Source organism: Rhodoferax sp. ZS1R25, assembly GCF_056521335.1.
Window position 1 is genome coordinate 199,788 of record NZ_JBWMAZ010000002.1, and the last position, 18,798, is coordinate 218,585.

The 18,798-nt window shown below is 61.1% G+C and carries 22 protein-coding genes and 1 tRNA gene; 4 read left to right on the forward strand and 19 right to left on the reverse strand.

Annotated features, from left to right (window positions below):
• Window positions 1-2 precede the first annotated feature (2 nt).
• The 13 genes from AC097R_RS11795 to AC097R_RS11855 form a co-directional block, all read right to left on the reverse strand.
• Window positions 3-752, reverse strand: a complete 750-nt coding sequence (locus tag AC097R_RS11795; protein WP_479598305.1) for a hypothetical protein — start codon at window positions 750-752, stop codon at window positions 3-5.
• Between the two features lie 16 nt (window positions 753-768).
• The gene (locus AC097R_RS11800; RefSeq protein WP_479598306.1) at window positions 769-1,320 is read right to left on the reverse strand and encodes a hypothetical protein; all 552 of its coding nucleotides are present in this window, start codon (window positions 1,318-1,320) and stop codon (window positions 769-771) included.
• A gap of 12 nt (window positions 1,321-1,332) precedes the next feature.
• Window positions 1,333-1,608, reverse strand: a complete 276-nt coding sequence (locus tag AC097R_RS11805) for a DnaJ domain-containing protein (RefSeq protein WP_477887691.1) — start codon at window positions 1,606-1,608, stop codon at window positions 1,333-1,335.
• Window positions 1,609-1,702: 94 nt separating this feature from the next.
• Window positions 1,703-1,778 (reverse strand) — tRNA-Asn (locus AC097R_RS11810).
• A gap of 66 nt (window positions 1,779-1,844) precedes the next feature.
• Entirely contained in the window at window positions 1,845-2,909 is a 1,065-nt protein-coding gene (locus tag AC097R_RS11815; RefSeq protein WP_479598307.1) for an NAD(P)/FAD-dependent oxidoreductase, read from the reverse strand.
• 13 nt (window positions 2,910-2,922) lie between these two features.
• A complete protein-coding gene (gene fdxA / locus AC097R_RS11820) occupies window positions 2,923-3,252 on the reverse strand; it encodes a ferredoxin FdxA (protein ID WP_310338962.1) in 330 nt (109 codons plus the stop codon).
• A gap of 90 nt (window positions 3,253-3,342) precedes the next feature.
• On the reverse strand, window positions 3,343-4,674 hold the full coding sequence (locus AC097R_RS11825) for a sulfate adenylyltransferase subunit 1 (protein WP_479598308.1): 1,332 nt from the start codon (window positions 4,672-4,674) through the stop codon (window positions 3,343-3,345).
• Complete coding sequence (cysD, locus tag AC097R_RS11830; RefSeq protein ID WP_479598309.1) at window positions 4,674-5,606, reverse strand: sulfate adenylyltransferase subunit CysD; 933 nt, start codon at window positions 5,604-5,606, stop codon at window positions 4,674-4,676. The genes AC097R_RS11825 and cysD overlap by 1 nt, the downstream gene beginning before the upstream one ends.
• Entirely contained in the window at window positions 5,603-6,412 is an 810-nt protein-coding gene (locus AC097R_RS11835) for a phosphoadenylyl-sulfate reductase (protein WP_479598310.1), read from the reverse strand. The genes cysD and AC097R_RS11835 overlap by 4 nt, the downstream gene beginning before the upstream one ends.
• On the reverse strand, window positions 6,409-6,807 hold the full coding sequence (locus tag AC097R_RS11840) for a DUF934 domain-containing protein (protein WP_479598311.1): 399 nt from the start codon (window positions 6,805-6,807) through the stop codon (window positions 6,409-6,411). The genes AC097R_RS11835 and AC097R_RS11840 overlap by 4 nt, the downstream gene beginning before the upstream one ends.
• 28 nt (window positions 6,808-6,835) lie before the next feature.
• Window positions 6,836-8,653 carry a nitrite/sulfite reductase gene (locus tag AC097R_RS11845; RefSeq protein ID WP_479598312.1) on the reverse strand — a complete coding sequence of 606 codons (1,818 nt, stop codon included), beginning with the start codon at window positions 8,651-8,653 and terminating at the stop codon, window positions 6,836-6,838.
• 41 nt (window positions 8,654-8,694) lie between these two features.
• Window positions 8,695-9,486, reverse strand: a complete 792-nt coding sequence (locus tag AC097R_RS11850) for a sulfite exporter TauE/SafE family protein (RefSeq protein ID WP_479598313.1) — start codon at window positions 9,484-9,486, stop codon at window positions 8,695-8,697.
• A 122-nt stretch (window positions 9,487-9,608) separates the two neighbouring features.
• Window positions 9,609-10,067, reverse strand: coding sequence for an SRPBCC family protein (locus AC097R_RS11855; protein ID WP_479598314.1), 459 nt, complete (start codon window positions 10,065-10,067; stop codon window positions 9,609-9,611).
• Between the two features lie 74 nt (window positions 10,068-10,141).
• Here AC097R_RS11855 and AC097R_RS11860 point away from each other — a divergent pair, with 74 nt between their 5' ends.
• Window positions 10,142-10,522 (forward strand): MerR family transcriptional regulator, encoded by a 381-nt coding sequence (locus AC097R_RS11860; RefSeq protein WP_479598315.1) that lies wholly within the window; start codon window positions 10,142-10,144, stop codon window positions 10,520-10,522.
• Window positions 10,523-10,567: 45 nt separating this feature from the next.
• Here AC097R_RS11860 and AC097R_RS11865 read toward each other — a convergent pair whose 3' ends face one another.
• From AC097R_RS11865 to AC097R_RS11890, 6 genes are all read right to left on the reverse strand, one after another.
• Window positions 10,568-10,810, reverse strand: a complete 243-nt coding sequence (locus AC097R_RS11865; RefSeq protein ID WP_479598316.1) for a hypothetical protein — start codon at window positions 10,808-10,810, stop codon at window positions 10,568-10,570.
• Between the two features lie 364 nt (window positions 10,811-11,174).
• Window positions 11,175-11,711 carry a hypothetical protein gene (locus AC097R_RS11870; protein ID WP_479598317.1) on the reverse strand — a complete coding sequence of 179 codons (537 nt, stop codon included), beginning with the start codon at window positions 11,709-11,711 and terminating at the stop codon, window positions 11,175-11,177.
• Between the two features lie 231 nt (window positions 11,712-11,942).
• Complete coding sequence (gene fliD, locus AC097R_RS11875) at window positions 11,943-12,701, reverse strand: flagellar filament capping protein FliD (RefSeq protein WP_479598318.1); 759 nt, start codon at window positions 12,699-12,701, stop codon at window positions 11,943-11,945.
• Between the two features lie 111 nt (window positions 12,702-12,812).
• The gene (locus AC097R_RS11880) at window positions 12,813-13,658 is read right to left on the reverse strand and encodes a 2OG-Fe(II) oxygenase family protein (RefSeq protein ID WP_479598319.1); all 846 of its coding nucleotides are present in this window, start codon (window positions 13,656-13,658) and stop codon (window positions 12,813-12,815) included.
• Between the two features lie 35 nt (window positions 13,659-13,693).
• Entirely contained in the window at window positions 13,694-14,680 is a 987-nt protein-coding gene (locus AC097R_RS11885; RefSeq protein WP_479598320.1) for a nucleoside hydrolase, read from the reverse strand.
• A gap of 34 nt (window positions 14,681-14,714) precedes the next feature.
• Entirely contained in the window at window positions 14,715-15,647 is a 933-nt protein-coding gene (locus AC097R_RS11890) for a ribokinase (protein WP_479598321.1), read from the reverse strand.
• Window positions 15,648-15,742: 95 nt separating this feature from the next.
• On the opposite strand from AC097R_RS11890, the gene AC097R_RS11895 reads away from it, so the two are divergent.
• The 3 genes from AC097R_RS11895 to AC097R_RS11905 all read left to right on the forward strand — a co-directional run bounded on the left by AC097R_RS11895 (window position 15,743) and on the right by AC097R_RS11905 (window position 18,770).
• Window positions 15,743-16,681, forward strand: coding sequence for a PfkB family carbohydrate kinase (locus AC097R_RS11895; protein ID WP_479598322.1), 939 nt, complete (start codon window positions 15,743-15,745; stop codon window positions 16,679-16,681).
• Between the two features lie 25 nt (window positions 16,682-16,706).
• Window positions 16,707-17,633, forward strand: coding sequence for a pseudouridine-5'-phosphate glycosidase (locus AC097R_RS11900; RefSeq protein ID WP_479599540.1), 927 nt, complete (start codon window positions 16,707-16,709; stop codon window positions 17,631-17,633).
• Window positions 17,634-17,786: 153 nt separating this feature from the next.
• Window positions 17,787-18,770, forward strand: coding sequence for a BMP family lipoprotein (locus AC097R_RS11905; protein ID WP_310338993.1), 984 nt, complete (start codon window positions 17,787-17,789; stop codon window positions 18,768-18,770).
• The last annotated feature ends 28 nt before the right edge of the window (window positions 18,771-18,798 follow it).

Consider the following 18,798-nt stretch of genomic DNA (forward strand, 5'->3'; position numbering starts at 1 on the left):
GGTCAGATGGCGGCTTCTTCGTCGTCTTCGCGTGCGGCCGGGGTGGCCTTGCCGCGGTCGGTGTCGCCGGTTTCTACCTTGCCGTCGTCCTCCTCGGCTTCTTCCTCGTCGTCCAGGCCCATGTCGTGCGCACGCGCCTTGGCCCGCAGCACGATGAGCATTTCAATGAAGAGGTCGGGGATTTCGTGGCGCAGCAGCCAGGCCAGCTGCATCCAGTCCTGGTCGGCCACCTCGTCTAGCTCCACACGTGGGCGCACGTAGGCGGACTGCAGCAGGGCCTGCTCGGACAGCATTTCGCCATCGTCTTCCACCGTGTCAAAGGTGCCGGTGCGGGCAAAGGCCTCCACACGGCTCCACTTTTCGGTGAAGTAGTCAGCCAGGGCTTCACTGCCACCTTCGAGGTCGCCAATCGCGGTCAGGAACTCGATGGCATCGGCCGCGTCATCGCGGAAGATGACCGAATTCATCATGCCGCGCAGGTGGGTGCGGGTCAGGTCCTTGTATTGCTTTTCAATGACCACCGCATGGGCAAACTGCTGCGGTGTGATCAGCAGGTTGACGATGGACTCTTTGGAGTCGTCGTACTCGCGGATCACGGCCAGAATGTCTTTGGGGGGCAGCTGCTGCAGCACCACCATCAGGGCGCCATCGCCCTCGGTGTCGGCCAGCTCGGTCAACACGGATTCAGCGCCCACGATGTCGCCAGCGGCGATGAGGGCTTGGGTCTTTTCAATCAGGGCAAGTTGGGACATCGTGTTCTCAGCTCAATCAGTCTTTGTGGTCAAAGCCTTGCTCAACCATCCAGGCGGCGCCTTCTTCTTCGCTCACACGGGCTTCGCGCTCGTCTTCGTCCAGGCCGTCGTGGCCGCCGTCTTCCGCGTCGCGGTCCTCTTCCTCGTCGTCGCCGTCATTTGCGGCGGTAGGGCGGCTGTCCGGGCGGGCGTACATGTATTCCAGTGCGGCGGCCACACACATGAACCAGGGGCCGGCGGGCTGCTTCAGCACCTGCTCTGCCAGCGGGCGGGCCCAGGGTGAAATCTCGATGGAATCACTCAGGCTGTCCCACGCGGGCAGTTCTTCTGATTCGTGCGAGAGCAAATCGTTCAATGCCGCGGGCGACTTGAAGCGGAAGGCCTGGTGGAACACCACGGCCACCATCTCGGGGCTGAGCTCCAGCATGCTGAGCAAAAAACCCAGTTCCTTGCGGCGCTCGGCCAGTTTCTTGGGCAGAACATGCGTGCCTTCGGAGTCCGAGGCCAGGTCGTCGATCTCTGCCTCATAGGCGCTGCGCAGGTGTTGGAAAAACGGGGAAATGCTCATGGGTGGTCTAACTCAAAGAATGCGGCCGAAATAGGCGTTCCAGATCTCGCGTGCGGTCTCAATCGGGCTGTCCAGCAGGCCCCGGCGCCGGTTGTCGTCATAGGCTTGGCGTTTGTCATCGTCGGACAACACCTCATACGCCTCTTGTACTTCCCGAAAACGCTGGGCTGCGTCGGCAGCCGGGTTGCGGTCGGGGTGGTACAGCGCGGCCTTTTGGCGGAAGGCCTTCTTGATATCGGACAGCGTGGCCGCGCTGTTGAGCCCCAGGGCTGCGTAATGGTCTTTCATGCAGCGGCTTTCATAGAAGCGCATTGTGGCGGACAAAGAAAAAACCCCGCTACTGAAAAAGTAGCAGGGTTTCTTGCACCCTTGCGGGTTGTTCTGGCTCCTCAACCTGGGCTCGAACCAGGGACCTACGGATTAACAGTCCGGCGCTCTACCAACTGAGCTATTGAGGAATGAAGCCTCGAATTATAGCGTGATTTTTTGGGTGATTTGGAATGCGCCTGTCTTTTTGAAAAAAGTCACGCATTTTTTTGCGGCGTCTGCACGCCCAGCAGCGCATGTAGGCGCGGGCTGGTGGTGGTGTACTGCAGCATGACTTTTTTCTCGGGGAAGATGAAAGGCATGGCGCCATAAGCCGCCAGCGTGGCTTCGTGGAAGCCGCACAGAATGAGTTTCTTCTTGCCGGGGTAGGTGTTGATATCACCCACGGCAAAGATGCCCGGCACATTGGTGCCAAAGTCTTCCGTGTTTACGGCCAGCTGCTTGCGCTCCATGGCCAGGCCCCAATCGGCAATCGGCCCCATCTTGGGCGACACGCCCAGGAAAGTCAGCACCTGATCGGCGGGCAGGGCGCGGCTGTGGCCTTCGGCATCCAGAATCTGCAGGGCCTTGAGTGTGCCGTTGGGGGCCTCAAAACCGGTAATTTGCGCCGCTACAAAGCGCAGCGCGCCACTGGCACGCAGGGCCTGCACACGGGCCACGGTGTCGGCCTCGCCCACGAATACGTCGCGCCGGTGCACCAGCGTGACCGAGGCGGGGCGGTGGGTGTTGTCCGGGGCCAGCACCTGCAGCGCGCACTCCAGTGCGGCATCGCCACCGCCGTGGATGACCACATGGCGCTTGGCCAGGCTGGCCACGGGCGGTGTGCGGTAGTGCAGCTGGCTGCCTTCAAACGCGGCAATGCCGTCCACATGCAGGCTGCGCGCCACAAAGGCGCCCACGCCCGAAGCGATGAACAGGGCTTTGGTCAGAAAGGCCTGGCCACCCGTGGTGGTGAGGTGGATGCGGCCGTCGTCCTGGCGCTGGACCGAGGCGACCTGCTGGCTGAAATGCATCTGCGCGCCAAACGGGGCGATTTGCTGCCGCAGGCTGTCGGTCAGGCCGCGGCCGGTGGTGACCGGTACGGCTGGGATGTCGTAAATGGGTTTGTCGGCGTACAGCTCGACACACTGGCCGCCCGCGTAGGGCAGGGCGTCGATCACATGGGTTTGCACCTCCAGCAGGCCGAGCTGGAAGACCTGGAACAGGCCCACAGGGCCTGCGCCTATTACAACGGCATCGGCTTCAATGAGGGGTGCAGCCATGCCGTGGGCCGCGTTAGCGGATCAGTTCAGACAGCTTGCCGGTCTTGTCTTTCCAGTCGTCGGCGTCGTCCAGGGGCGCTTTGCGCTTGGTGATGCTCTTCCAGCCTGGCAGCTTGGCCAGGTCGGCGTTGAGCTGGATCATGTGCTGCTGGTCTTTGGGCGCGTCTTCTTCGGCGTAGATGGCGTTGACCGGGCATTCGGGAATGCAGACGGCGCAATCGATGCACTCATCGGGGTCGATGGTCAGAAAGTTGGGGCCTTCGCGGAAGCAGTCCACGGGGCACACGTCCACGCAGTCGGTGTATTTGCACTTGATACAGGCTTCGGTGACGATGTGTGTCATGTTGGGTCTTGAGACAGGTAAGTAAGAGTGTGGCGCCTAAACGCCAAGCCCTTGATTTTATTGGGTTTTGAAACGCGCTCGTTCGGCCGGTCAATTCAGCAGTAGCGCGCCGGATGTCTTATGGCTGGCCGTGTCCACCAAAATCAACGATCCCAGCACCCGGCTTTGCAGGTACGGCAGTGCCGCAATCGGCTCTTGCAGAGACACTTCAATGTGGCCAATGGCGTTGGGAAGGATCTCTTTCGCATCGTGCTCTTGCAGGGTGTTGATGTCCAGGCTGTGCACGATGCGCTTGACCTTGGCCTTGATCCAGCGGTGACCATGCAGCGCCAGGTAGACGCGGCCGGCGACCAGGGGTTCGTCGTCCATCCAGGCCACGGTGGCCTTGATCTCGCGCGTGGTCTCGAAGTGGCTGGGGGCGTCGTTGGAGGCCAGAATCCAGTCGCCGCGCGACACGTCCACCTCGCGGTCCAGCACCAGGCCGGCGCCGTGGCCGGCGCCCACGTTCTTGGGCACGCGGGCGTGGTTCAGCACCTGGGCCACTACGGCGGTCTTGCCGCTGGGCAGGATGGAGACGGTGTCGCCAGGCTGCACGGTGCCCGTGGCCACACGGCCCCAGAACACGCGGCGGCCCTTGCTGGTGTCAGCCGAGTCGTGAAACTTTTCGACCCACTGCACGGGGAAGGCGAAGGGCACGTCGGTTTCGGCTGCCGTCACCGGCAGGGTTTCCAGCAGGCTTAGCAAACTGGGGCCGCTGTAGCCGCACCAGCCGGGGTTGGCGGTCACCACGTTGTGGCCTTTGAGGGCCGACATGGGAATGGTGGCGGTGACGGCAATGCCAGCTTGCGCGGCAAAGGCGTGCAGCGCCTCGGTGATCTTGGCAAAGGCCTTGGCCGCGTCGTCGCCCAGCGCATCGAGTTTGTTCACCGCGAAGATGATGCCGGGCACGCGCAGCAGGTTCACCAGCAGGCTGTGGCGGCGGGTCTGGGGCAGCAGGTCCACCAGGCCGTCCACATTCCACTTCAGCTTGGTCGCGTCCACCAGCACCACGGCAGCGTGGGCACTGCTAGCGGCGGTGACCATATTGCGGGTGTACTGCTCGTGACCGGGTGCGTCACCGATGATGAATTTGCGCGCGGGTGTGGCGAAGTAGCGGTAAGCCACGTCGATGGTGATGCCTTGCTCGCGCTCGGCAGAGAGGCCGTCGGTGAACAGCGCCAGGTCGGCTTCACCGCTCTTGGAGACGTTGGCCAGTTGGTCTTGCAGCACCGATCGGCTGTCCACCAGCAGGCGGCCAATCAGCGTGCTCTTGCCGTCGTCCACACTGCCGCAGGTGATGAAGCGTAGGGCAGATGAAGTGTCATTTGTGCCGCTAGCCCGCGTAGAATGTGTGGGAGTAGCTATAGAAACAGTAGCAGTCATCAGAAGTATCCGTCTTTCTTGCGCTTCTCCATGGAAGCCTCAGAAGTTTTGTCGTCCATGCGGGTAGCGCCGCGTTCGCTCACGTCGGCGGCCAGGGTTTCGATCACGATGTCTGCCGCCGTAGCCGCCGTGCTTTCCACGGGGCAGGTGCAGGTGATGTCGCCCACGGTGCGGAAGCGCACGTCGCGGCTCTCAATCGTTTCGCCATCCTTGGCGGGTGTCAGGTCGGTGATGGGCACTAGCAGGCCCTTGCGTTCGACCACGTCGCGCTTGTGCGTGTAGTAAAGCGAAGGCAGCGCGATTTTTTCGCGCTCGATGTATTGCCAGACGTCCAGCTCGGTCCAGTTGCTGATCGGGAACACGCGGAAGTGTTCGCCGGGTTGCAGGCGGGTGTTGAACAGCGTCCACAGCTCGGGGCGCTGGGCCTTGGGCTGCCATTGGCCGAAGCTGTCGCGGTGCGAAAAGATGCGTTCCTTGGCGCGGGCTTTTTCTTCGTCACGGCGGGCGCCGCCGATCAGCGCGTCAAAGCGGAATTCGTCGATCGCCTCCAACAGCGTGACCGACTGGTGCACATTGCGGCTCTCGCCGGGGTGGGCCAGGCGCACGGTGCCACGGGCCATGGAGTCCTCCACGCTGCGCACGATGAGTTCTGCGCCCAGTTCCTTGGCGCGGAAGTCGCGGAAGTCGGTCACTTCGTGGAAGTTGTGGCCGGTGTCGATCATCAGCAGCGGATAGGGAATACGGCCCACGCCAAAGGCTTTTTCGGCGCACTTGAGCATGACCAGCGAGTCCTTGCCGCCCGAGAACAGAAGGGTGGGGCGCTCAAAGGCGGCCGCCACTTCGCGCAGGATGAAGATCGTCTCTTCTTCCAGCGCATCCAGGTGCTGGTTGGAGAGTCGTTCAAAGTGTGTTGGTTCGGTCATGGCATTCATGCTTTGGCTACTTCTTCATGTTTCACGTGCAGTCCGCACTCTTTGGCATTTTCATCTTCCCACCACCAGCGGCCCGATCGGAAATCCTCGCCCAGGCTGATGGCGCGGGTGCAGGGCTCGCAGCCAATGCTGGGGAAAAACTGGTCGTGCAGCGGGTTGTAGTCCAGTTTGTTGGCCTGGATGTAGTGCCACACGTCGCCCCAGGTCCAGTTGGCCAGGGGGTTGATCTTGGTGCGCTTCTCGCTGGTGTCTACCAAGGGCACCTCGGCGCGCGCACCGCTTTGCTCGCGGCGCAGGCCCGTGATCCAGGCGTCCTTGCCTTTCAGGGCGCGGTCCAGCGGCTCCATCTTACGGATGCCACAGCAGGCCTTGCGCAGCTCAATGCTTTTGTACATCGCGTCTTTGCCTTCGCGGTCCACAAAGTGGATGACCGACTCTTGCACCGGCGTGTACACGGTCACCGCAGCGCGGCTGGACGCCTTGAAGCGCTCCAGCAGGTCCAGTGTTTCGGGGTGCAGGCGGCCGGTTTCCAGCACAAAGATGCCAATGTCCAGCTTCAGGCTGTTGATCAGGTGGCTGATGACCACGTCTTCGGCGCCCAGGCTGGAGGCCTGGGTGACCTTGGCCGGACCACCGTCTTCACCGGCGAACTGCGCGGCAGCCTGGGCCAGCACAGCCTGGGCTTCGGCCAGTTTGATGATGTAGTCGCCAGACGCTGCGGCATTGCGCGTCACGGCGCTGCCGGCGGGCTGGGCCTGCACGGCAAAGCGATTGCTGAGGCTGGAAACCGAATCGGTGTCGCTCATGCGGTGGCTCCTTCACGGGCGAAGACGGGCTTCACGGTGACCGCGTCGCCCTGGTAGAAGCCGCAGTAGCGGTCAAACTGGCGTTGGGCAAAGTCCACGTTTTGGTCTTCGCGCAGCACGGCCACGTCAAAACCCGTGCGTTCCATCTGCACCAATTGGTCAATCAGCACGTCGCCGGTGGCGCGGATTTCGCCGGTAAAACCCAGGCGGCGGCGCAGCAGGAAGGCCTGGCTGTAGGCGCGGCCATCGGTGAACTTGGGAAAATGCAGGTCGATGCGCGTCACACCGGCCAGCGACACGCTGCGCGGGTCTTCGGTGTTGGCAATAGTCAACACGTTTTGGCTGTTTTCGGCCGTAGCCCCGGTGGAATGTGCGGAAGCAGCTATCAATTTCATAGTAAATCTCTCTTTCTGCGGTCGGGGCTCAGGCTTCTTGCGCGTCTTTGGCGTAGCCAGACGACTTGGGCAGGGCGTGCAGCTCTTCGTGTTTGTCGGCCAGGCGGGCGCTGTTGGCGGCGGCCTTGAAGGTGTCAAAGCCCACGCGCTTCACGCAGTCGATGAAGGTCTCGCGGCCTTGGCGGTTCAGGCGGAAGGCGTCCAGCAGGGCTTCGATGACACCGGGGACTTCGCCCGCACCAAAGGAGGGGCCGACCACTTTGCCGGGCACGGCAGCGCCACTCAGCGTGGAACCGTCAGAGCCGCCCAGCGACACCTGGTACCACTCCTTGCCGTCTTTATCCACGCCCAAGATGCCGATGTGGCCGCTGTGGTGGTGGCCGCAGCTGTTGATGCAGCCGCTGATGTGCAGGTCGATCTCGCCCAGGTCGTGCAGCTCGTCCATGTCCTGGTAGCGCTCGGTGATGGACTCGGCAATCGGGATGGAACGGGCATTCGCCAGCGCGCAGAAGTCACCACCGGGGCAGGCAATCATGTCGGTCAGCAGGCGGATGTTGCTGCGCGCCAAACCGGCGTGGCTGGCGGCCACCCACAGGGCGGGCAGGTCGGCTGCGTTCACCCAAGGCAGCAGCAGGTTTTGGTCGTGCGTCACGCGCACTTCGCCAGCGCTGAATTCGTCGGCCAGGGCGGCTGCGGTGTCCAGCTGGTCGGCGTCGGCATCACCGGGTGCCTGGCCCAGGCGCTTGAAGCTCAGGGTCACGGCGCGTAGCGCAGGGTTCTGGTGCGCAGCCACGTTTTGCTGCAACCAGCGGTCGTAATCCTTCTGGCGCTCGGGTGGGACTGCTACAGTTTTAGTAGCTGCCGGCGCACGTTCCACGAGGGCTGGCGGCACAAACGATGCTGCAACGCGGTCCAGCTCGGCCTGGGTGATAGTGTGCGGCGCGCCGTCCACGGTCAGGATCTGCTGGTACTCGGCTTCCACCTCGTCGATATAGCGTTGGCCTTCGGCCTTCACCAGGATCTTGATGCGCGCCTTGTACATGTTGTCGCGGCGGCCCCAGCGGTTGTAGACGCGTACCACGGCTTCCAGGTAATTCATGATCTGCAGCGCAGGCAGGAATTCGCGGATGGTGGTGCCAATGACGGGCGTGCGGCCCATGCCACCGCCCACCAGCACCTTGAAGCCCAGCTCGCCGGCTTCGTTTTTCTTCAGGTGCAGGCCCACGTCGTGCCAGTAGGTGGCCGCGCGGTCGGCCGTGGCGCCGGTGATGGCGATCTTGAACTTGCGTGGCAGAAACGCGAACTCAGGGTGCAGCGTGCTCCACTGGCGCATGATTTCGGCAAACGGGCGCGGGTCGGCAATCTCGTCGGGTGCCACGCCGGCCAGCTCGTCGCTGGTGATGTTGCGGATGCAGTTGCCGCTGGTCTGGATGCCGTGCATGTTCACGGTGGCCAGCAGGTCCATCACGTCGGCGCTCTTGGCCAGCGGAATCCAGTTGAACTGCACGTTTTGGCGTGTGGTGAAGTGGCCGTAGCCCACGGGCAGGTGGGTAGTTCCCCAGGCGGCTTGGGCGCCAATGGCGGTGTCAAACACCTCTTTGCTGGGGTGGTCAAACTCGCGGGCGATGCGGGCCAGCACGCGCAGCTGGGCGCTGGACAGCTCGCCGTACGGCACGGCCACGCGCAGCATGGGCGCATAGCGCTGGATGTACCAGCCGTTTTGCAGGCGCAGGGGGCGGAACTCGTCGTCGCTCAGCGTGCCGACCAGGTTGCGTTCCAGTTGGTCGCGGTGCTGGGCAGCACGGGCACGGACGAACTGGCGGTCAAATTCGGTGTATTGGTACATAGTTAGTTGAGGACAGAGCTGAAGATCTGTCCCGCAAGGTTTCACAAAGCAATGAGTTTCAAGCCAGCATAGGCAAGAAGGATGGAAAGCAAAGAACGAATGACGCGCTCAGGCGTTTTGAACATCAGGTGCGAACCCACCCAGATGCCGGGGACCGAGCCCGCCAGCAGCTTGGCCAGCATGGGCCAGTCCACCGAACCCAGTGAAGCGTGGCCCAAACCGGCCACCAGCGTCAGCGGCACTGCGTAGGCAATGTCCGCCGCCACGATGCGCGGCAGGGGCAGCAGCGGGTACAGCAGCATCAACACCGTGACGCCAATGGCCCCCGCGCCGACGGAGGTGAGTGTAACCAGCGTGCCAATGAGCGCGCCGAACAGCAGCGGAAGGCTCCAGTGGCGGGGGCGGGCGGCAGCGGCTTCCTGGCCGGCGGCAACGGACACCGGGGCCGCCTTGCCGCGCAAAGCCTTGTACAGCGTGGCCGCGGCCGTCAGCAACAGCGCGCCGCCCAGCGTGGTAGTCATGATGTGCTGCACCGCAGTGCTGGTGGCGCCCAAGGTATGCAGGGTGTAGAGGGTGATGAGTGCTGCGGGAATGCTGCCGGCCGACAGATTGGCCACCACGCGCCAGTCAATATGCTTGGAGCGCGCCAGCTTGACGGTACCCCCCATCTTGGTGAAGGCCGCAAACAGCAGGTCGGTCCCCACGGCCATATAGGGCTTCACGCCAAAGAAGAAGATCAGGATGGGCGTCATCAGCGAACCGCCGCCAACCCCCGTGAGCCCCACCACGAAGCCTACAAAGAAGCCCGCAAATACAAACGCCAAATCATGCATAGGCACGGACTGTAGAGGGGTGGACTTAGATTGAAAACTACTTTTTTGCTATGGTGGTATGTGATTTGGTTATATGGATATCCCGCTGGCCAATTTGGCAGCATGGGCGATTTGTAATCGCGTCAGGGCCCGCCATTTTCCAACCGCTTCTTCAATGCCGCAACGCCCACGGACGCGCGTTTGTCCATCACCCGCCGAACCAACGGCAGCAACAGGCCCTGGACGATCCTGCTGTTGCTTCTGCTGAACATGCGCCAAGTGAGCTCGCAGGAGCTGGGCCCTGTTTCACGCAGCTCGATTTCCATGCGAGGCATCAGCGGGGGAAACCGCCCCTCTGTGGCGAAAAACTGGTGGCCCCGCACCTCTCGCACCGCCAGTTTGACGTTTCGCATTCCCCTGAGCGGCACAGACACGGTTTCAAGGTATTCCTTACCTTGCTGTCCGTGATCGAGGGCGTTGGCCGATGCGATGGAGATCACGCCGGGGAACCATTCCCCAAAATTCTCCATGTTGGACACATAGCCGAATACAACCGATGCAGGCTGCAGGATAGGGATGGTCTTTTCAGTCAGCAAATGCATAGCGGTAGGGTCATGAAGTTGTGCCAACAGCCATGCTAATGTGTAGAGTTGGGTCTACAGTCAAGAGGAAATTCATGCGTATTGCGGAGCTGGAAAGCAAAACCGGGCTGGGGCGCCATGCACTTCGCTTTTACGAACGTGAAGGCCTACTGGTCGGCGTAAGCCGTGGCCCCAACAATTACCGCGACTACCCGGAGTCAGCGGTCAAAGACGCCACCTTGCTGCAACAACTCCAATCGCTGGGGTTCTCACTGCAAGAGATTTGGGTCGTCCTGAACGCCATGCGCGCGAAAAGCATCGATTGCGCGCAAGGCGCCCGCTTGATGGCGGAAAAACGCACCGCGGTCGAAGCCCAGATTACGAACCTGCGCAAGGTCAGCAAGATCTTGATGCGGGAACAGCAGCGTCTGGAAGACAGGGCGGCGCGTCACAATCTCTCAGAGACGCCTATTTGATAAATAGGGTGGCTTCAGACTGAAACCGGTCGGTCATTCTCCCCTCTACATTCCCACCCAAACCGATTCGTTTGGATGGTGCTCCTGAATTGTCTGGATTGCACCAGCAAGGGACTTGAAGTCTGCAGGATTGATTTCAAAAGCAAAATCTGTGACCTCCGTGTGCTTTCGAAGTGACTCCAATTCCGCCGAATTGAGCACACCAGATGTGACCCAAAGTGCAACATTGGAAAGTCCCAGTCGCTTGAAGTCGTCATACCCGGCTCTATTGATTGCAAGGAACGCCATTTGTTATCCCTAATAAGACGCTTTCAGACTGACTGCCGTCATAGCAATTGCTACCTTGCCCGAGTCAGAGCGGACATTGGCAACATATTGTCGACGGGCCTTTGTGCGATAAGTAGTTCTCCAAAGTGGGCATCCGTCATGGGCTGGTAGCGAAGTTTTCCCTACTTCCAAGGGGCCCCTCAATTGGGTTGCTAACGCTTTGCAAAAGCGCCTCGGTAATATGCACCGAAATAGTCTTTACTCATATGCATACCAAAGTTGAGCCCGAAGGTTGGTCTGAAGAGCGCGGGCACTGTGTCGCATACGAACTTTGCCAAGAGCGACTAGTAGTAACGTTTACGATCCATTGATCGGAGTGAATGGTTCACTTTATCTTCTTGAACAAAGAAATGAGATAGCTTGAGAGTCGATTTGTCGCTGGAATGTCGATTGCCGAATTGAATTTCGGATGCTTTATCTGTTCTGATCGTACGATGGGGACATCTGCATAGATGGTCAGGTCCGCTGGCGCACTACCACGCACGCTTCCATCTTGCTTAACCGCATACACAAGTTGCAATTGATGATTTCGGGGAGGTCTGTAGCGGAACTTTTCAGTCAGCCTAATCGTAAAAAAACTTGCCTCTGAATGAGCTGGAAGATAGTCAATTTTTACCGGTGGCCATTCAGTCGCTTTTGTCGGCATGTGCGTGTCGTCGACGCTTAGGATCTCGCACTCATCGAAATAGAGGTTCCAGAGATCAAGCTCACCTGTGTTTTTTGCGACAAATTCGTATTTGCCAGTTTCAGCAGTTGATCTGAGAAATATCTGAACCCTGTGGTGAGGAGTGTTTTTACGGGCATCCCGGACCTCTGCAGCGATTTTCTCGATGTATTCGCGAAACTCAGAGTTAGATTCCATGAGGCCAGTCTACTTTCACAGTTGAGTGCTCTTGTCAGATGTCCGCCCCGCATTGCAGTCTACAAGAGCACCCCAGAAGAAGAGATCGGCTTCGACCGTTGCTGGCCCATAGCTCCACTTAAGACGTATGTTTTGAGTGTTTCTCCGCTCCATTTGCTATCAAAATAGAAGCTACTCGCGCATATTCCTTGGGGGCTAGAAGCCAATCCGGTCTAAAGCTGCGCTCGCCAACTAGATATTCGACTGGTACGCCGACACCCCATACCCCCCAAACCCCGAGCTGGTGCTGCTGGAGGATTGGGTGGCCAACTGTTGCATCAACGTGGCCATGGCGTTCTTCTGAGTTTTGAGCAGGGTGGCGCGCTGGTTGAGTGCGTCGATGGAGCCAGCCACGGCGCTGCCAGCGGCCAGTTCCTTGGTGGCCACCTTGTCGACCAGGCTGCTCAGTTTCTCCAGCGTGGCTTCAACGGCGGCGGGGTTTGCCTTCTGTGCTGCGTCGAACTTGGTGGCGTCCAGTGTCAGGGTGCCATCGGTCTGCTGCTTAAAGCCAATTTTCTTCAAGGCATCCAGCACGCCAGGGTTGGAGGTGACGGCCCGGCCCAGGTCGTTGCTCACCCGCTTGGCGTTGCCCGATTCAGCAATGCCTGACGTGGTTTTGCCGGTGGTGATGGCGGTGTTGAAAGTGCTGACCAGCTTGTTCACCGCGGCTTTGATATCGGCCGCTGGCGATGCAGCGGTGAGGCCGTTCAAGCTTTTGGCCGCCAGCTGCGCGTCTGACACGGCGGAGATGAGTTTGCCGTAGGCCGAGAGCTGTGTGGTGGTGGTGTCCAGCTGCGACTGGATGCGGCTGCCCGCCTTGGTGGCAGCTTGGGATGCCAGGCTCAGTTTGGCTGCAGCCTGGGCCGCCTTTTGCTCGGCGGTTTGGGTGCTGGTGTTGGCGCTGGTACTGACGCCAGCAGTGCTGGACTTAAGTATTTGGCTGATATCCACGGTGATTCCCTGTGCGCAGATGGCGCGTGCGCACGAAGGTACCGGACTCTGCCCCGGCTGGACGGCCGATATGCCGGGGAAAAGGCAGGTATTTCCCCGCCGGTGCTCAGTTCAGTACTTCTTGCCGCGCAGCTCTTCCATGCGCTCGTTGAAATACTTCTCCACCGTGTAGCGCTCGGACAGCACCACCTCGCGGCGTGGGTGCAGAAAAAGGGGCAGCGAGATGCGCGACTTCTTGGCGCCTTCGCCCTTGGGGTTGAGCACGCGGTGCGAAGTGCTGGGGTAATAGTGGCCAGAGGCTTCCTGCAGCATGTCGCCGATGTTGACGATCAGGTAGCCAAAATCGCAAGGCACGTCGTGCCAGGCGTTGTCCTTGCCCTTGACCTGCAGGCCGGGTTCGGTCGCGGCGGGCAAGATGGTCAGCAGGTTGATGTCCTCATGCGCCGCTGCGCGGACGGCACCGGGGTCTTCATCGCCCTGCAGAGGTGGGTAGTGCAGCACGCGCAGCAGGGTGTGATCGCTGCCTTCAATCATTTTGGGAAGCGGCATCGAATAGCGCGCCTTGACCTCGGGCGGGGAGTTGTCTTCCACCCAGCCCAGCAGTGTGGCGGCCAGAGCGGCGCCCTGGGCGTAGTAGCGCTGGGCGTTGTCGCTCACCTCGGCCGGGTAACGGCCCCAGGGGTAGATATGGAAGAACTCTTTGAGGTCTTTTTTGGTGTTGTTTTTGGCCGTCTCGGACACGCTGGGCGAGAAGTACCCGTCATGCTTGACCGGGTCGTTGGGGTACTGTTTTTTGGCGTCGGATTTGAAGAACTCCAGCCATTCGGCGTAAATGCTTTCCACCAGGTCCTGGTTCAGCGGGTGGTTCTTCAGCACGCCAAAGCCTGTCTCATGCAGGCTCTCGCAAAACTCTTGTGGAGCGGTGGGGCTGGTGAAGTCAACGACGGGTAAATGCATGGCGGTCCTCGCAGGGGTCTAAGTGCGTTGAGAAATTACAGCCAGTTCGACATCAGAGTCGATTCGATCAGGTCGCGCGCCGCATCCACCTTGAGGTTCATGCAAGCGTGGGTGTCGGGCACGTCATCGCCCCAGCCGGGTTGGGGGTAGAAGATGTCCTTGCGGCGCATCATGGTTTGGCCGTTGCCGGGGCCGTCCAGCGTCACGCGCACACGGCCGGTCTGGATCTCGAAGAATTCGGGGTTGGTCAGCGCCACAAAGGCCAGGACGTCGTGCCCAAAGCAGCCATGGATCTTGGCCACATGGGGGTACAGGCCGCTGTAGAAGTCGGCATAGAAGCTGACGGCGTGGTGCAGCACGTCGGTCGCCACATGCTTGTGGTGGTCTGCCACCTTCTTGAACAGGGCTAGTGGCAGGATCAGCTGGTGCGTCACGTCCAGGCCCACCATGGTGAGCTTCCAGCCAGCGGTGAACACAAAGTCGGCTGAGTGCGGGTCGTTCCAGATATTGGCTTCGGCTACGGGGGACACGTTGCCGGGCTCGGTCACCGTGCCGCCCATGATGATGACTTCTTGCAACAGCTGGGGCAACTTGGGTTCCAGCTTCAGCGCGGTCGCCAGATTGCCCAGGGGGCCCACGGCCACCAAGGTGATCTCGCCGGGATGGGCACGCGCCATGTCCACGATGAACTGGGCGGAGGGGCGGGGGTCCAGCACGCTGGTGGTGGGTACGCGGCTGGGCAGGTTGCCTAGCCCGTCGCCACCGTGAATGAAGTCGGGCGGGGTGCCAGGGGCCTTCAGCCAGGGGGTCTTCACGCCCAGAGTCACGGGGATTTTTTTGCCGGCGATTTCAGTCAGGTACAGGCCGTTGATGGCCGCTTGCTCCACCGTCACGTTGCCAAAGGTGGTGGTGATACCGACCACGTCAATGCCGGGATGGGCCAGCGCGTAGTACAGCGCCATGGCGTCGTCCACACCGGGGTCGGTGTCATAAATTACTTTGCGTGCGGTGGTGTTGCTCATACAAACGTCTCGGTTAAAAAATCGGGTTTAAAAATCAGCTCAGGCCGCAGAAGGCACGCAGTGCCTGCTCGGCTTCTGGGGAAGTCTTGGGGTGCTGGGCGATGAAGGCCGTGACCTCCGTCGCCTCAGGAATGCTGGACTGGGCGCCCCAGCGGGTGCAGGCAATGGCGCTGGCGGCGCTGGCAAATTGCAGCGCGTCGGGCAAGGCCTTGCCCTGGCTCAGGGCGGCCACCAGGCTGCCGCAATACGTGTCGCCGGCTCCGGTGGTGTCCACCGGCGTGATGGGGTATGCGCCTTGCAGCGTGAACGCACCGTGCTGGCGCGCGCAGCTGCCATGGTGCCCCAAGGTGACGACCACGGTGGGCACGTTGATGTGCGCCAGGCATTCGGCAATGCTGCCGCTGTGGCCCGACACGGTGGCCAACTCGCCTTCATTGACCACCAGCACATCGGCATGGTCCAACAATTCTGCAGGCAAACTCTGTGCGGGGGCGGCATTCAGCACCACGGTCACGCCCCGGGCGCGGGCGGCCTTGGCATAGGCGGTGACCGTTTCCAGCGGTGTTTCCAGTTGCAGCAGGAGGTGGGTGAAACCTTGCAGGCTAGGCAGGTGTTCGGGGCGCAGCTGGGCGTTGGCGCCGGGGGCGACGGTAATGGCGTTTTCGGCGTCATCGGACACGCAGATGAAGGCGGTGCCGGTGGGGCTGTCAGGTGTGCGGATGGTGTGCAGTTGTACGCCAGCACCTTTGAGCGAGGCTTCCAGCGGTACGGCAAATGCGTCATCGCCCAGGCCCACCAGCATGTGTGTGGGGGCAGCGCCGGCGCGGGCGCTGGCCACGGCCTGGTTGGCGCCTTTGCCACCGGGGAAGGTTTTGAAATCGCGGCCCAGCACCGTTTCTCCCGGGCTTGGGATGTGATGGGCCCGGACCACAAAGTCCAGATTCGCAGAGCCAGCCACAAGTATCATCGGTTGCACTTTCTGTACACAAAGAGCGTCTATTTTGACGCCGAATTTCCCGCCCACCGATAAGCCTCGGCGTATAGACCCCAATGCCCCTGCAAATGACCAACCCCGCCGCCGCCCGCATCACCGTGGTGGGCGGTGCCAATATGGACGTGGGCGCCCAGACCCAAACCCCCTTACTGCCGGGCGATTCCACGCCTGGGCACATCCACTACGCCCCGGGCGGTGTGGGCCGCAACATTGCAGAGAACCTGGCCCGCCTCGGCAGTACCGTCGCGCTGGTGTCCGTGGTGGGAGACGACGCCTTTGGGCACGACATTCTGGCCCACACGCGCAGCGTGGGGGTGGATGTGTCCGGCGTGAACGCGCTGGCTGGGCAACGCACCGCCACGTACCTGTCCATGCACGGCCCTGATGGGGACATGGCGTTGGCGGTCAACGACATGGCGATTTTGGAAAGCCTGACACCTGCGCTGCTGGCTGCCGAAGCCGCCATGCCAGCGCACACCGATGTGCTGGTGCTGGACTGCAACCTAAGCGCACCGACGCTGGCTTGGCTGCTGGCGCAGGCGACGCAACCTGTGTTTGTGGATGCCGTGTCGGTTGCCAAGTGCCAGCGTTTGGTGCCCGTGCTGGACCGGGTGCACACGCTCAAGGTCAACCGCATGGAGGCGCAGGCCCTGTGTGGCATGGCGGTTGATACAGTGGAGGATGCCCAGCGTGCCGCGCTGGCCTTGCATGGCCTGGGTGTGCAGCGTGTGGTGCTGAGCCTGGGCGCCTTGGGCGTGGCGTGGTGCGATGCCGATGGCAGCACCGGCGTGCGCTCTGCATCCGCCGTGCCCGTGGTCAATACCACCGGGGCGGGCGATGCTTTGCTGGCCGGGCTGGTCCATGCCCATGCGCAAGGACTGTCCCTGTCGCGCAGCGTGGAATACGCCATGGCCTGCGCCGAGATCACCCTTTCCAGTACATTCGCCAACGCCTTGGACTTGTCGCACGCTGTGGTGCAGAGCCGATTGGCCGCTGTGGCGGCCTGAGCTATTTTTTGGACCTTTTATGACACTGAACGCCTACCTTGATATTGCCCCTGAAGTGCAGCGCGCACTGGATGCCGGCCAGCCCGTTGTGGCACTCGAATCCACGATCATTTCCCACGGCATGCCGTACCCGCAAAACGTGGCCACGGCGCTGCAAGTGGAGCAAGAGGTACGCAACCACGGTGCGGTGCCCGCCACCATTGCCATCGTCAACGGCCGCCTAAAGGCGGGCCTGTCAGCCGCCGAGATTGAAGCGCTGGGCAAGTCAGGGCGTGATGTGGTGAAGGTGAGCCGCCGCGATGTGCCGTTCATCGTGGCCGCAGGCGCTACCGGCGCCACCACGGTGGCCTCCACCATGATCATTGCGGCCATGGCGGGCATTCGCTTGTTTGCCACGGGTGGCATTGGCGGCGTGCACCGCGGTGCGCAACAGAGTTTTGATGTCTCTGCCGACCTGCAGGAGCTGGCGCAAACGCCGGTGGCCGTGGTGTGTGCAGGTGCCAAGTCGATTCTGGATTTGCGCCTGACGCTGGAGTACCTGGAGACCCACGGTGTGCCGGTAGTGGGCTACCAGACCAATGCGCTGCCCGCCTTTTTTACACGCGACAGCGCGTTCTCGGTGGACTACCGGCTGGACACCCCGCAAGCAATTGCGCGTGCTTTACACGTCAAGTGGGCTATGTCCCTCAAGGGTGGCATGGTCATTGCTAATCCCATCCCCGAGGCCTATGCCATGCCACGGGCCGCAATTGACGCGGCGATCGAGCAGGCACTGGCTGAGGCACAGGCCCAGAACATTGGTGGCAAAGAGTCCACGCCGTTTCTGCTGGCCCGGGTGTGTGACATCACCGGTGGTGACAGCCTGGCGGCCAACATCCAGCTGGTGCTGAACAATGCAAGGCTGGCTGCGGCGGTGGGCATTGAATTGGCCGGGATGGGCGGGCGTGCCTGAGTGACTAAAGTCGGATGCTTGTAACGATAAACAGGTTATAACGATTAACTTATATACGGATAAGCACTGATGGTGACACTACAGCGCGAAGGTATTCTTGGCTTACATTGAAAGCCGTGTTTTTTTAAACCTCATAGGGAATTGCGAGACGTTATGAACATCAAAACTACTGTGCACATGAGCCTGCTGGCCGCCACATTGGCAGCCAGCTTCCAGGCAATGGCTGCTGATCCCGCCGTCGTGTTCGACATGGGTGGCAAGTTCGACAAGTCCTTCAACGAAGCCGCCTACACCGGCATCGAGAAGTGGAAAAAAGAAACTGGCAAGAAATACCTCCAGTTCGAAATCACCAACGAATCCCAGCGCGAGCAAGCGATCCGCCGCATGGCTGAGCGCGGTGCCAGCCCCATCATTGGCATTGGTTTCGGCCAGGCTTCCAGCATCGAAAAAGTAGCCAAGGAATTCCCCAAGCTGCAATTCGCCATCATTGACATGGTGGTGGACCTGCCCAACGTGCAGTCCGTAGTGTTCAAGGAACAAGAAGGCAGCTTCTTGGTGGGCGCTATGGCTGCCATGGCCAGCAAGACCGGCAAGGTCGGTTTCGTGGGCGGTATGGACATCCCCCTGATTCGCAAGTTTGAGTGCGGCTACAAGCAAGGCGCGATGTACGCCAACCCCAAGGCTGAAATGATTGGCAACATGACCGGTACTACCGGTGCTGCCTGGAACGACCCCGCACGCGGTGGTGAGCTGGCCAAGGCCCAGTTCTCCCAAGGCGTCGACGTGGTGTTTGCCGCTGCAGGCGGCACCGGTATTGGTGTGTACCAAGCTGCCAAGGACAGCGGCAAGCTGGCCATTGGTGTGGACAGCAACCAGAACCACCTGCAACCCGGCACCATGCTGACCTCCATGCTGAAACGCGTGGACGTGGCTGTGTACAACGTGGCCAAGGGCCACAAGCCAGGTATTTCCGTGTTGGGCCTGAAAGAAGGCGGCGTGGACTACGCGGTGGACGCCAACAACGCCAAGCTGGTGACGGCCGACATGAAGAAGAAGGTGGAAGCCGCCAAGGCCGACATCATCAGCGGCAAGATCAAAGTGGCTGACTTCATGGCGGACAACGCCTGCAAGTTCTAACAACCTGACAAGGTGGGCGCAGGACGCA